The organism is Knoellia pratensis, from assembly GCF_042666395.1.
Taxonomy (GTDB): Bacteria; Actinomycetota; Actinomycetes; order Actinomycetales; family Dermatophilaceae; genus Knoellia; species Knoellia pratensis.
Genome location: NZ_JBHTDJ010000001.1, coordinates 978,492 through 991,220 on the forward strand (window position 1 = coordinate 978,492; position 12,729 = coordinate 991,220).

The 12,729-nt window shown below is 68.7% G+C and carries 13 protein-coding genes; 7 read left to right on the plus strand and 6 right to left on the minus strand.

What is annotated here, in order from left to right; all coding sequences use genetic code 11:
- Nucleotides 1-7 precede the first annotated feature (7 nt).
- The 6 genes from ACFQRE_RS04615 to ACFQRE_RS04640 are packed head-to-tail and all read right to left on the minus strand — an operon-like array spanning nt 8 to nt 7,791.
- Complete coding sequence (locus ACFQRE_RS04615; RefSeq protein WP_380119421.1) at nt 8-934, minus strand: sugar kinase; 927 nt, start codon at nt 932-934, stop codon at nt 8-10.
- On the minus strand, nt 931-2,034 hold the full coding sequence (locus ACFQRE_RS04620) for a glycoside hydrolase family 88 protein (RefSeq protein WP_380119423.1): 1,104 nt from the start codon (nt 2,032-2,034) through the stop codon (nt 931-933). The genes ACFQRE_RS04615 and ACFQRE_RS04620 overlap by 4 nt, the downstream gene beginning before the upstream one ends.
- Complete coding sequence (locus ACFQRE_RS04625; protein WP_380119425.1) at nt 2,024-4,681, minus strand: hypothetical protein; 2,658 nt, start codon at nt 4,679-4,681, stop codon at nt 2,024-2,026. Before ACFQRE_RS04625 ends, ACFQRE_RS04620 begins: the two co-directional genes overlap by 11 nt.
- Nucleotides 4,682-4,691: 10 nt before the next feature.
- Complete coding sequence (locus ACFQRE_RS04630) at nt 4,692-5,552, minus strand: carbohydrate ABC transporter permease (RefSeq protein ID WP_380119427.1); 861 nt, start codon at nt 5,550-5,552, stop codon at nt 4,692-4,694.
- On the minus strand, nt 5,549-6,496 hold the full coding sequence (locus tag ACFQRE_RS04635; protein WP_380119429.1) for a carbohydrate ABC transporter permease: 948 nt from the start codon (nt 6,494-6,496) through the stop codon (nt 5,549-5,551). Before ACFQRE_RS04635 ends, ACFQRE_RS04630 begins: the two co-directional genes overlap by 4 nt.
- Complete coding sequence (locus tag ACFQRE_RS04640; RefSeq protein ID WP_380119431.1) at nt 6,493-7,791, minus strand: ABC transporter substrate-binding protein; 1,299 nt, start codon at nt 7,789-7,791, stop codon at nt 6,493-6,495. Before ACFQRE_RS04640 ends, ACFQRE_RS04635 begins: the two co-directional genes overlap by 4 nt.
- Before the next feature lie 142 nt (nt 7,792-7,933).
- Here ACFQRE_RS04640 and kduI point away from each other — a divergent pair, with 142 nt between their 5' ends.
- From kduI to ACFQRE_RS04675, 7 genes are all read left to right on the plus strand, one after another.
- Nucleotides 7,934-8,758, plus strand: coding sequence for a 5-dehydro-4-deoxy-D-glucuronate isomerase (gene kduI / locus ACFQRE_RS04645; RefSeq protein WP_380119433.1), 825 nt, complete (start codon nt 7,934-7,936; stop codon nt 8,756-8,758).
- Nucleotides 8,755-9,531 carry an SDR family oxidoreductase gene (locus tag ACFQRE_RS04650; protein WP_380119435.1) on the plus strand — a complete coding sequence of 259 codons (777 nt, stop codon included), beginning with the start codon at nt 8,755-8,757 and terminating at the stop codon, nt 9,529-9,531. The genes kduI and ACFQRE_RS04650 overlap by 4 nt, the downstream gene beginning before the upstream one ends.
- Nucleotides 9,528-10,292, plus strand: coding sequence for an IclR family transcriptional regulator (locus tag ACFQRE_RS04655; RefSeq protein WP_380119437.1), 765 nt, complete (start codon nt 9,528-9,530; stop codon nt 10,290-10,292). Before ACFQRE_RS04650 ends, ACFQRE_RS04655 begins: the two co-directional genes overlap by 4 nt.
- Entirely contained in the window at nt 10,289-10,915 is a 627-nt protein-coding gene (gene eda / locus ACFQRE_RS04660) for a bifunctional 4-hydroxy-2-oxoglutarate aldolase/2-dehydro-3-deoxy-phosphogluconate aldolase (protein ID WP_380119439.1), read from the plus strand. The genes ACFQRE_RS04655 and eda overlap by 4 nt, the downstream gene beginning before the upstream one ends.
- 10 nt (nt 10,916-10,925) lie before the next feature.
- Complete coding sequence (gene pyrE, locus ACFQRE_RS04665; RefSeq protein ID WP_380119441.1) at nt 10,926-11,480, plus strand: orotate phosphoribosyltransferase; 555 nt, start codon at nt 10,926-10,928, stop codon at nt 11,478-11,480.
- Between the two features lie 75 nt (nt 11,481-11,555).
- A complete protein-coding gene (locus tag ACFQRE_RS04670; protein ID WP_380119443.1) occupies nt 11,556-12,290 on the plus strand; it encodes a LemA family protein in 735 nt (244 codons plus the stop codon).
- A 142-nt stretch (nt 12,291-12,432) separates the two neighbouring features.
- Entirely contained in the window at nt 12,433-12,726 is a 294-nt protein-coding gene (locus ACFQRE_RS04675; RefSeq protein WP_380119445.1) for an FHA domain-containing protein, read from the plus strand.
- The last annotated feature ends 3 nt before the right edge of the window (nt 12,727-12,729 follow it).

Consider the following 12,729-nt stretch of genomic DNA (forward strand, 5'->3'; position numbering starts at 1 on the left):
TTTCGGCTCAGCCGAGGATGTCGCGGATCTGGGCGTAGGCCTCGGCGTCGGCTGAGCCCTGGTCGCCTGTCTCCGAGATGACGTGGGCGGCGAGGACATGGCCGGCCTGCATGGACGCTCCCGGGCCGTGCCCGGTCAGTCGGGACGCAAGGTAGGCCGCGGCGAAGGCATCACCGGCACCGACCAGCTCCACGACGACCACCGGGACGGGCTCGCTCGTCGTCCACGCCCCGTCAACCCAGACGGACGCCGGTTGGGCACCGTCCTTGACGACGATCTCTCCCACTTCGGGCAGGAGTTTGCGGATCGCGTCAGGCGTCTGCGCTCCCCACACCTCGGTGGCCTCGTCCAGCCCGATGAGCACGATGTCGCAGCGCCGCGCGATCCGCAGGAGCACCTCGGCCGCTGTTCCGTCAGGCCACAGCGCCGGTCGGTGGTTGAGGTCGAAGGACACCGTCCAGGTGCGCCCGGGAACGCTCAGGGCCTCGAGACGCTCGATGAACTCGTCCGACACGGCCGCCGCCACACCGCTGACGTGGACGTGCCGGACCGATGCGAGGTCCTCGGTCGTGAGCGGCCAGGGGCCGGCAGCGGCTGAACCCTCGCGGTAGTAGTGGACGCTGCTGCCATCGCCTGCCTCACCTGCCCTCTGCTTGAAGTAGATGCCCGTCGGCCGATCGCCCACCTCGTGCAGCGCGCGGTCGTCGACCCCCTCAGCGACACAGGCACTGCGGATGCGCTCCCCGAACGGGTCGGCTCCGACGGCTCCGGCAAAGCGCACGTCCAAACCGAGCCGGGCCAGGTGGAGCGCGACGTTGAGCTCGGCGCCGGCCACGCCGATCGACAGTTCGTGAGCCGTGACGAGGTCCTGGCCAACGTGGGGCGTCAGCACGACGAGGGGCTCACCACAGCACAGGATCGTGGGGGCTGTCATCGCACGAACTCTCCGCGGCTGAGTGCGTCACCGGCTGCGGCGAGGGCGAGCAGGAGCAGACCCTGCCCCCACGGCTGAGGCCGGTCGTCGCGAATCACGCTGTAGCCGAACGGAATCAGTTGCAGCACGGTCCCGGCGCTGACGCGGGTGAGCACTCCATCGTCGACCTGGCCGAGGACTCCGCGCAGGGCGAGCCAGCCGGACGCGGCATACCGGTCCGTGCCCAACAGCGGCACCGAGCGGAGCATCGCGGCGGCGATCCCGGCGGCCGCCGAGGACTCGATGATCCCTGCGGTCTCGGGGTGGCCGTCGACGAGGACGTCCCAGATCCCGTGGTCGGGTTGGGTGGCCACGAGGGCGGAGAGCTGCAGGTCGAGTCGGCGTCGCAGCTCGTCCCGCGAATCGGGGTCGACCAGGTCTCGGTCGATCTCGAGCGCCTCGACGAGGGCGAGCGCTGCCCACGCATTGGCGCGTCCCCAGTGGCAAGGGATCGCCTCGCCATGGTGCGAGCCGTGGACGAAGAGCCCGTTGTCGGCCTGCAGCACCTCGGCGTGGGCCAGCACCTGGGCCACGCCCTCGGCGACGAGCGTCCGATCGCGTCGCTGCTCGCCAAGCCGCAGGAGGAACGCCCCGACCATGACCATCGTGTCGGCCCACACCCCGCCCGGCCAGTGCTCGATCGCGCCGGTGACGTCGCGGGTCACCTCAGGTCGGCGGGTCCACTTCTCGAGGCGGTCCAGGGCCGGCAGGTATGCCGTCCGCGCGCCGTGCGTGACCAGGTGGACTGCCGCTGTGCCCGGGGCGACCTCGTTGACGTGGTCGAGGAGGGCGGTGGGGTCGACCGAGGGGTCGGCGAGGTGGGAGTCGTACCAGTCGAGCACGGCCTGGGGCACGGGCTCATCGAACGCCTCGGCGGCACGGACGAGGCCGAGGAGGCACACACCCTCGCCCCAGAACCAGCGGCGCAGGCCGAGTCGCCAGGTGGCGGCCGCGACCTCGTGGGTCACGCGGTGGAGGTTGAGTGCTGTCGTCGCCTCGACCGTCCAGCCAGGGCGGGGCGGCACGGCGAGCCGGGCGTTGTCGGTGTCCTCAGCCGCCATGGGAGACACCGCTCGGAGGAGTCAGGCGCCGTCCGGCCACGGGGTCGATCTCGAGGTGCTGCCCGGCCCAGGCCACGCGAACCGGATCGGTCGCGGACGCAACGGTCGTGGCTGGGTTGTCGAGGTGTGGCGCCGTGGCGGGCGTTCCGGCCTCGACGTCGGCTGGCTGGCCATCGATGAGGAACGGTCCGGTCCAGGCGAGTTCGAGAGCAGGACCATGCCTGGCGATGACCCGCACGCCACTGTCCGCCTCCCGCCAGTCGAGCCCGGGCAGGGCCGCCACGAACTCGGCGAGCCCAGCGAACTCACCCGTGTGGGCGTGGACGGCGACGAGCAGTGGTGCGCCGCGCGGTCGCCAGCTCTGCCAGGCCTCATCGCCGGTCGTGGTGGGGTCGAAACCTCCGGGTCCGGCGACTGCAACGAGTCCGTTGGCCCTGCGTCCGACGAGCCAGTCGCCGGATGTCTGCCATTCGTCGAAGCGAGCCGCCGGGAACCAGAGGTGCACCTGCTCGGCGAGGGCGTCGCCACGATGGAGCGCGATGACCGTCCGGTCGTGCTGGCGCACACGTGGGAGGACTCGGTGGCCCACCCAGCCGCTGGGGCGCGTGTGCGAACCATGGTTGGCCGCAGCCGGATTCGTCGCCCACACCTGCAGTGATCCGGGCAGCGTGATGCCCCAGATGTGCTCCTGCAGGCCGGGCAGACCCACGCGGTAGTCCTGCACGGATGACACCATCCCGCCGGGGCCGCGACGTACCTCGACCGTCGAGGCATAGCTGCGCGTGAGCAGGTCGCGCTCCATCGCGTACTCGCCGCGGTAGTGCTGGGTTCCCGTCCACTCGTGGTCAGGATCCGAGGCGATCGCGCGGATCGCCTGCGGCAGAACGTATGCCGTGCTCGTCGCCAGTGCCGTGGCTGGCAGGGTCGCCTCGTTGAGCGCCCCCATGCCCCAGTAGAGCCACATGATCGAGGCCGTCTCCTCCAGGCATGATGCCCGGAGCGTTGGGGTGTAGCTCCGGCCGTGGGCCGACCCGTGCGTGCCACGCCAGGAGTTGCAGGCCAGGGTGAGCAGGATCTTGTCGAGCAGGGCCTCGGCCCGGCGCCGAAGGTCCTCGTCGGCGGCATGGTCGACGAGCGCCACGAGCGCGAGAGCGTCGATCGCGAGGTAGGCGTTGGAGTCGAACTCGCTGAACCCCGAGGTGAGCTTGCGGTTGACCCAGGCCCGCGCCAGCTCGCGCCCGTGATCGGCATGCTCGGCTCCGGTCCAGCCGGTGTTGGCGAACTTCTCGTCCGAGAACGCCTCTCCCACAAGGGTTTCGGCCGTGTGCCAGACCATCTGGTGGTTCTCGGTGAAATAGCACATGGCGTCATCGCCGGGCTGGTCGATCCAGTACTTGAAGTCGAGGAGGGCTTCGCGCACCGAAGCGCGCGCACCCGGGTCCCACTGCGCCTCCGGCACGCGGTGCCACAGGAGCATGAGCCCGACGGCCTCGAAGTCGGCGCAGTCGGACCGACTCGTGATGAAGCCGAGCGCGGCCGTCAGGTCCTCCGGCAGCACGGCCATCTCGCCGGTGTCGCTGGCGAGCGCGTGACGAGCGAGAGCGCGCGCCGAGCCACTGCGTCCCCGCACGTGCTCGAGCAGCTCCGTGCGCCACACCTCCGGCTCGCCCTCGGGTGAGTGTCGCTGCGTCCACGGAAGGTGACCGACGAGCAGGTCCCGACGCGAGCGGCATACGTCGTCGTCCATCCGGACGGTGAGCGTCACTTCACCCGTGCCGAGCATCGAGGCCTGCGAACTGTCTGCATCGGCCGCGACGAGCAGCACGTCAGCAGAGCCGTTTTCGTCGAAGGTGACGGGAGGGACGGTCTGTCCGCCGACATCCACGCGCACCCGCAGGCCGGGCGGGCCGTGCAGGGTGGCAACACCGTCGGTCGTCTCCCACTGCTGCACGGCCACGCCGTCAAGGAGTCCCTCACCCACGCTGTCGCGGTGCTCGTCCGCACCGGCGGACGGGATGACGACTCGCACGGGCAGGCCATCCACCCTGACCGAAACCGTCTGGCGGAGCTCACGCAGGGCGACATTCCAGGACTCGACGACGAGGTCGCTCGTGCCCGAGGGCAGCAGGGTCTCGATGACCTGGGTCCACGGCTGCATGTAGCCGAACTCCGCGTGGTCGAGCACGAGCTCACCGCGAAGCCAGACCCGCAGGGGTCCAGTGCTGCGCACCACCAGCCGCCGCACCTCGGGCTGGTCCACTTCGAGCCGCGTCGCCGCCACGAAGGCGCGCTCGGTCGGGGTGTAGCAGAAGGTGCTCCGCTCGATGACTCCGTCGTATGCCGTGTGGTGTCGTTCCCAGAGCCCGCGTTCACCCATCCACTGGAACTGTGTGCCCTCCGCGTCGTCCAACGACGGAGGCGAGGGTGGCACGGCAGGGGAGCGGACGGCATACAGGGCGTCCTTGACGACAGCGACGTCCGGCCCGTTGGTGAGTCTCCACCGACCGAGCCGGTCGTCGTCGTCCCACGGCGAACCGTCGGGTGACACGACCTGGTCGAGAGCGGTGCAGGGTGCCTCCCAGACGGGACCGACGAGCCAGTCGAGGATCGCCCCGTCAGGACCGAGGCGGTGGACGGTGCGGCTCACGTGAGTCCGTTCATTTCAGGCCCGTCTGGGCGATTCCGGTGAGGATGTGGCGCTGGAGCACGAGGAAGATGATGACGACGGGAAGGATCGTCAGCACCGACATCGCGAGCACGAGGTTGAAGGGCACGACCTGTTGACCGTTGAAGCGGGCGAGCGCCACGGGCAGGGTGTAGACGCTCTCGTCCTGGGCGATGATGAGCGGCCAGAGGAAGTCGTTCCACCGCCAGATGATCGAGAAGATCGCGACGACTGCCAGGGCCGGGCGACACAGCGGCATCATGATCCGCCAGAAGATCCGCCACTCCGACGCGCCGTCGATCCGGGCGGCCTCCATGAGGTCGTCGGGGATCGTCAACATGTACTGCCGCAGCAGGAAGACCCCGGTCGGGGTCGCGGCCGGCGGGATGATGAGACCCCAGAGGCTGTTGACCAGACCGAGGTTGGCGACGACCTGGTAGACCGGCAGCAGGATGACCTGGAGCGGGATCATGATCGTTGCGAGCGTGAGCAGGAAGAGGGCGTTGCGTCCCCGGAAGTTGTACTTCGAGAGCGCGAACGCCGCCATCGAGTTGATGAGCAGGGTCAACGCTGTCGCAGAGACCGTGACGATGACGCTGTTCTTGAAGTACGTGAAGAAGTTGAAGCTCGTGAGGGCTTCGGTGTAGTTCGAGAACGTCGGGTCCTTGGGAATGATCGTCGGTGGGCGCTGAGCCAGCTCGGATGTGTCCTTGAAGGACGACAACACGGCCCACACGACGGGGATGAGCATGATGATCGCGCCCGCGATGAGGAGCGTCGTGCGGATGATCGTGCCCGTGCTGGGGGCGCTGCGCACAGCGGTGGTGGGGCGTGTTGCGGTCGCGGTGCTCACACCGCCTCCTGACGTCGGCCGAGCAGGTAGTTGAGCAGGGTGATCCCGAAGATCGTGATGAAGAGGATGACCCCGGCCGCGCTGGCCAACCCATAGCGGATCGGCGACTCGAAGGCCTGCTCGTAGATGTACTGGACGATGAGCGTCGTCGACCCCGTGGGGCCGCCGCCGGTCAGCGTGTAGATGAAGTCGAAGGCCTGGAACCCGGCGATCGTCGACAGGATGAGGACGACGAGCATCGTGGGGCGCAGCATCGGCAGGGTGATGAGGCGGATCGTCTGCCAGGTGTCGGCCCCGTCGAGTCGGGCAGCTTCGTAGACGTTGCCGTCGATGCCCTGCAGCCCGGACAACAGGATCAGGCCGTAGAAGCCGAGGTGGGTCCAGACGCCGACAAGCACGGTGCAGGTCATCGCGAGGGTGGGGTCGATGAGCCAGCCGGGCTGTCCGAGTCCGATCGCCTCGGTGATGGTGTTGACGAGCCCGACCCGGCGCTCGAGCGCCCAGCCCCAGATGAGGCCGACAACGACTGGCGAAAGCAGGACAGGCAGGAAGTATGCCGCTCGCAGGACTCCGCGACCGCGTTGCTGGGCGTTGAGCATGAGGGCCAGAGCGGTGGACAGCACCATGGTCACGACGACGAACGCGATGACGAAGATCGCGGTGTGCCGGACCACGCCCCAGAACTCGTCGTCGCCGAGGATCTGCTTGTAGTTCCCGGTGCCGACGGGCTTGAAGGTGCGCCCGTTGCGGCTGTCGAAGAAGGAGATGTTGAAGCCGTTGATCGCCGGCCAGATGGTGAAGATGGCGAAGACGATCATGTTGGGCGCGACGAACAGGTAGGGCGCCCAGCGAGACCTTGACCGTAGGCGGGAGGGCTTGCCCGACGGCCCGTCCGCCGACGGGCGCCCGGTCTTCGGGGCGCCCGCGACGGTGGTCGCGCTCACTTGCTGTCGGCGATGACCTTGTCGATCCCCGCCTTCAGGTTCTTGGCGGTGGTGGCGGCGTCCTGCTGGCCGGCCACGGCCTTGGCGAACTCTTCGACGAACACGGTGGCGGAGGGTCCGAAGGCGGGCGAGGCCACGGCGTCGTACGTGTCAGCCGGCGTCTCCGCCACGTCTGCGGCGAACACCTCCATGTCGGCCTGGTGACTCGGGTAGGTGACGCCCTTGGACTCGCTGAGGTCGTTGCGGGTCGGCAGCCACATGGACTCGGCGTCCATCCTGGCCTGCGACTCCTTGGAGTTGAGGAACTGGACGAGGGCGGCCGCCATCTGCGGTTCCTTGGACTGGCTCAGGCCCACGGTGTACTTGCCGCCGGGGAAGCCCCCGCAGCGCTCGGAGCAGGCGTTGGGCACGGCCTGCCAGGCGAACTTCGCCGACTTCGCGAACTGTCCGACCTGCCAGTTGCCGGAGATGTAGATCGGGGCCTGCTGCGCGAGGAAGATCTCGTTGGCGCCCTTGTACTTGCTGCCGGACTCGATCCAGAAGTCCTTGGGGATCGTGCCGTCCTTGATCAGCGTGAGCAGGCTGTCGATGGCCTTGGTCGCCTTGGTCACGTCGAGGGTGTTGGTCATGTCCTTGCCGACCATCGTCGTGCCGAACTGGCTGAGGATCGTCGAGAGCCGGTGGCCGGACTTGTCGATGGCGATGCCGGCCTCGGTCTTGTTCGCGGCCTGGACCTTCTTGGCGTCGGCGACCATCTCGTCCCAGGTCCACTTGGTGGGGATGGCCACGCCAGCCTTCTTGAAGAGGTCGACGTTGACGAACGGCCCGTTCATCGTGAGGTCGTTGGGGACCGCGATGATCTTGTCGCCGTCCTTGACCGCTGCGGCCGGTCCGGCGAGGAACTCGTTGGTGTAGTCCTTGCCGACGACTCCGGAGAGGTCCATGAGGTCATCGCGGAAGGGTGCGAGGTCGGCGAGGCGGGCGACGTCGGGAGCGTTGCCGCCCGACAGGCGGGCCTGCAACGACTGCTGGAGGTCGGCGAACGGGACGATCTGCAGGTCCACCTTGCCGCCGGTCTTGGTCTCGAACTCCTTGAGCAGGCCTCTGGTCGCGGCCTCGTCGGGGCCGTCGGTGAAGTAGAGGTAGGTGATCGTCTTGCCCTTGAACGAGCTGAGGTCGACGGATCCGGACGCCTTGGGCGCCGCTGCGTCGGGGGACTCGGTGGTGCCGGGGGAGCAGGCCGTGAGGGCGGCGATGCTCACTGCCGCCAGGCCGGTGATGAGGGTCGAACGCATCGGGATTCTCCTGTGCTGTGCGCGGGCCGTCCGCCGGAGGGCTCTGGCGGCGACGTTGCCGTTGGTGCATAGTGGTTCCATATTCAGCGTCAAGGGAAGTCATTTCCGCTGGACGGGAAGAATCCTCGAACTCAGGAGAGCCATGACCGACGTCCGCATCGCCACCCACCCCGCGGAGTTCGTCCGCCTCACTCCCGACGAGATGCGTGAGCGCTTCCTCGTGGAAGGGCTTTTCGTGGACGGCGAGGTCCGGTGGATGCTCAGTCAGAGCGACCGCATCCTTCTCGGTGGCGCGCTCCCCGACGGTGGCTCACTGGCTCTCGAGGCCCCTCCCGAGATCCGTTCCAAGGGAACGCTCACCGATCGCCGCGAGCTCGGTGTCGTCTGCCTCCACGGCTCGGGTTCCGTGGCCGTTGACGGCGGTGAGGCGTATGCCGTGGAGACCGAGGACATTGTCTACATCGGTTCTGGCAGTGGGCAGGTCACGCTTTCCGGGGACGCGGCCTTCTATCTCGTGAGTGCTCCGGCGCACCTTGCGCACCCGACCACCCTGATCCGCAGGGCCGACTCCCAGTCGGTCGAGATCGGTGACGAGGAGAAGGCCAGTCGACGCACCCTGCGCAAGTACGTCCACGACCAGGGAGTCGCCTCCTGCGAGCTGGCACTGGGCATCACGACGATCGAGCCGGGCAACGTCTGGAACACGATGCCCTGCCACACCCACGACCGCCGTACCGAGTGCTACCTCTACTTCGGCCTCCCCGAGGGTGAGCGCGTCATCCACATCGCCGGCCAGCCGGGGCAGACCAAGAGCATGGTCGTCGCCGACCGCCAGGCGATCATCTCGCCGCCGTGGTCGGTGCACTTCGGGGCCGGCACCTCGTCCTACAAGTTCGTCTGGTCGACGGCCGGGGAGAACCTCGCCTACGACGACATGGACGCGGTGGCCACGACGGACCTCCGATGAGCGAGAACTCCTGGCTCGAGCAACAGTTCGGCTTGGCTGGGCGGACAGCTCTTGTCACGGGAGCCCGCACCGGGATCGGTCGCGCCTGCGCCCTCGCGCTGGCCTCTGCGGGAGCCGACGTCGTGCTGTGGGGTCGCTCCGAAGGTGACTGTGACGAGGTCGCGGCTGAGGTGGAAGCGTTGGGGCGCAGGGCTTTTGGTGTCGCCGCCGACTTCTCTGACCGGGAGGCTGTGCAAGCGCTGGCCACTGGCGTCGCCACCGATCACCAGGTCGACATCCTCGTCAACAACGCCGGCACCATCCGGCGCACGCCGGCCGCACAGATGTCCCTGGAGGACTGGGACCTCGTGCGCGTCGTCAACCTCGACTCGGTGTGGATCCTCACCCAGACCCTCGGCGCCGCCATGGTCGCGCGAGGTGACGGCGCCGTGGTCACCATTGCCTCCCTCCTCGCCTTCCAGGGCGGAGTGAACGTCCCGGGGTATGCCGCGACGAAGCACGCCGTCGCCGGCCTCACCAAGGCGTTCGCGAACGAATGGGCGGCCTCGGGTGTGCGGGTCAACGCGGTGGCTCCGGGCTACGTCGAGACCAACAACACCGAGGCGTTGCGCGCCGACGAGGAGCGGCGAGAGTCGATCTCGGCGCGCATCCCGGCGGGGCGGTGGGCGACTCCGGACGACATCGCCCCCGCCGTGGTCTATCTCGTGAGCCCGGCCGCGGCCTACGTCCACGGTCATGTGCTGACGGTCGACGGCGGATGGATGGCGCGATGACGCAGCTCTCCGCCCTGCAGAAGGCCATCGCCGTCGTCGAGGCCCTGGCTCACGAGCGCCGACTCAGCGACATCGCGCGGCACACCGGGCTTCCGGTCTCGACCGTGCACCGCATCCTGCAGGAACTCGTCTCTGTGGGTTGGGCCCGTGAGGAGGAGGGGCGGACCTACGCGATGGGTGCTCGGTTGCTCTCGCTGCCGTCACGGTCGACGGGTACCGACGACCTCGCCCGTCTTGCCCGACCGCAGTTGCGCCAGCTCTGCGAGGCGAGCGGGCGCACGGTGCACTTTGCCGTGATCGACGGTGACCAGCTCGTCTACCTCGACAAGCACGAGGGCACCCGCGCCTATTCGATGAAGTCCCGCATCGGGATGATGCTCCCATTGCACTGCACCGCAATTGGCAAGGCGGTGCTCGCGCAGATGACCGACGCGGACGTGCGTCAGTTGGCCAACCGGACCGGCCTCCCGGCACTCACTCCGCGGACCATGACCGACGTCAACGTTCTGTTGCGTCACCTCGGCAAGGTGCGCCAGAGGGCGTATGCCGTGGACGACGAGGAGAACGAGCCGCACACCCGCTGTGTCGGGGCCGCAGTGGTCAACCACCGGGGCGAGCCCATCGGGGGAGTGTCCATCTCCTCCTTGGTCTTCGACGTCACAGGCGCCGAGGTCGAGGAGCTCGGGGCCATGGTGGCCGCCACGGCTTCGGCCATCTCGACCGTCCTTGGCCGCCCCTTGGCGCAGGTCGATGCCGGATGAGCACCTCGCCCCTGGACGTGTCGCCCGTCATCCCCGTGGTGCAGCTCCCACCGGACTGCGACCCCGTGCTGGCGGGTGTGGGGATCGCGCGGGCCCTGGTCGCCGGTGGGATCTTGATCATCGAAGTGACGCTGCGGACGGATGGGGCAATCGACGCCATCTGCGCCATTCGTGAACAGGTGCCCGAGATCCTCGTCGGCGCAGGCAGCGTCCTGGACCTTGCCGGGCTCGGGGCGGCTCTCGCCGCCGGAGCCCAGTTCGTCGTCACGCCCGGGACGTCCCAGACCCTGCGCACTGCCCTCGGAGAGGTCGGCGTCCCCGTGCTGCCCGGTGCGGGCTCGGTGAGTGAGGTGCTCGAGCTCAGGGACGCCGGCTTCACTGAGATCAAGGTCTTCCCCGCTGAACCCCTCGGCGGACCGGCCTTCCTCAAGGCGCTGCTGGCCCCGGTTCGTGATGTCCGGGTCTGCCCCACGGGAGGAATCACGCAAGCCAGCGCACCGGCATACCTGTCGATGGGGAACGTGCCCTGCGTGGGAGGTTCCTGGCTCACGCCACCCGACCTCGTCCGCGCAGCGGACTGGCCCGCGATCACCGCCCTCGCCCGGGTGGCGTCGGGTCGGTAGCCTCGGGGCCGTGACTGACAACGCTGCCGACCGCGCCCGCCTGCTCGAGATCATCAAGGACAAGGCCATCGTTCATGGCCGCGTCACTCTGTCATCCGGCAAGGAGGCCGACTATTACGTCGACCTGCGCCGCATCACGCTCGAGGGTGAGGCCAGCCCGCTGGTCGGCCGCGTCATGCGCGAGATGGTCGCCGACCTCGACTTCGACGCCGTCGGGGGACTCACGCTGGGCGCCGACCCGGTGGCCACCTCGATGCTCCACGCGGCCGCCGCTGCCGGCGAGCGCCTCGACGCCTTCGTCGTCCGCAAGGAGGGCAAGGCCCACGGTCTCCAGCAGCGCATCGAGGGTCCGTCCATCACGGGCCGCCGCGTGCTCATCGTGGAGGACACCTCCACCACGGGTGCCTCCCCCCTCGACGCTGCGAAGGCCGCGCAGGAGGCTGGCGCCACCGTCGTCGGTGTCGCCACGATTGCCGACCGGGCCACAGGTGCCGCCGAAGTGTTCGCCGACGCCGGTCTCGAGTACCGCCACGCGTTCGGACTGACGGACCTCGGCCTCGCCTGACCAATGCGCCTCCAGTGCCACACGGCACCCAGGCTCTAGGATCGCGAGCGAGACGCCACCAACAGGGGAGTTCCCATGATCACCACCATCGTCATCGTCGTCGTCCTGCTGCTGCTCGTCGGCATCGTCGTGGGGATGTACAACGGCCTCATCAAGCTGCGCAACCTCGTGCAGGAGGCCTGGCGCCAGATCGATGTCGAGCTCACCCGGCGTCACGACCTCATCGGCAACCTCGTCGAGACGGTCAAGGGCTACGCGGCGCACGAGCGCGGCACCCTGGAGGACGTCATCAAGGCTCGTTCGGCCGCGATGGCGCCGAACCAGTCGCCGGGCCAGCAGGCCGAGAGCGAGAACATGCTCAGCCAGGCGCTCGGTCGACTCCTCGCGATCGCCGAGGCCTACCCCGACCTCAAGGCCAACCAGAACTTCCTCGCCCTCCAGCAGGAGCTCACGAGCACCGAGGACCGGATCGCCTCGGCCCGGCGCTACTACAACGCGACCGTGCGTGACCTCAACACCAAGGTCGAGACGGTCCCCACCAACTTCATCGCCGGCATCTTCGGCATCAAGACGGCCGAGTACTTCGAGGCCGTCGGCGAGCAGCGCGAGGCCCCCAAGGTCGACTTCGGTCAGCGTGACGCCACGATCCCGCCGCCCAGTGGGTATGCCGGCCCGTCGCCTTCCGCGTCGAACCCGCCTGCTCCGTCGTCCCCGGCGACCACGCCTGCGGCTCCGGTGGATGGCACCCAGCCGATCGCGCCGACCACCCCGGGCGACGTTCCGCCCGCACCTCCAGCGCCTCGGGTCTGAGCTGGTCATGTCCGTTCTGGGGGGAAGTCGCAACACCGCCGCTGCGCCATGGGTGGCCGAGATCTGGGTTGATCCGCAGTGGTACGAGTGTCAGAGCAGTCCCGACCGTTTGCCTGACCCCGGACCGCCGACGGTCGTCAGCTTGCGGGGCAGCCAGGTGCTCATCGGTCGGCACAGCGAGGTCAAGTCCGTGGTGCCGCAGATCGACTGCGAAGGGGACGCCGGCGTGAGTCGGCGCCACGCCCAGCTCACCCGTCACAACCTCGGCTGGGTCGTCGAGGACCTCGGCTCGGCCAACGGCACCTATGTCAGCACGATGATCGGCGACATCCCCGACGACCCGATCGATGCCGGTCACCCGCTGGCTTCCGGTCACGTGCTCTACCTCGGGTCATGGACCCGCATCGTCCTGCGCCAGGAGTCCGTCCTCGCCTGACCG

What these genes read in the sequence shown, in the direction of transcription:
- ACFQRE_RS04615 (WP_380119421.1), bottom strand. Translation starts at nt 934, where the DNA reads ATGACAGCCCCCACGATCCTGTGCTGTGGTGAGCCCCTCGTCGTGCTG.
- ACFQRE_RS04620 (WP_380119423.1), bottom strand. Translation starts at nt 2,034, where the DNA reads ATGGCGGCTGAGGACACCGACAACGCCCGGCTCGCCGTGCCGCCCCGC.
- ACFQRE_RS04640 (WP_380119431.1), bottom strand. Translation starts at nt 7,791, where the DNA reads ATGCGTTCGACCCTCATCACCGGCCTGGCGGCAGTGAGCATCGCCGCC.
- kduI (WP_380119433.1), top strand. Translation starts at nt 7,934, where the DNA reads ATGACCGACGTCCGCATCGCCACCCACCCCGCGGAGTTCGTCCGCCTC.
- ACFQRE_RS04650 (WP_380119435.1), top strand. Translation starts at nt 8,755, where the DNA reads ATGAGCGAGAACTCCTGGCTCGAGCAACAGTTCGGCTTGGCTGGGCGG.
- ACFQRE_RS04655 (WP_380119437.1), top strand. Translation starts at nt 9,528, where the DNA reads ATGACGCAGCTCTCCGCCCTGCAGAAGGCCATCGCCGTCGTCGAGGCC.
- eda (WP_380119439.1), top strand. Translation starts at nt 10,289, where the DNA reads ATGAGCACCTCGCCCCTGGACGTGTCGCCCGTCATCCCCGTGGTGCAG.
- ACFQRE_RS04670 (WP_380119443.1), top strand. Translation starts at nt 11,556, where the DNA reads ATGATCACCACCATCGTCATCGTCGTCGTCCTGCTGCTGCTCGTCGGC.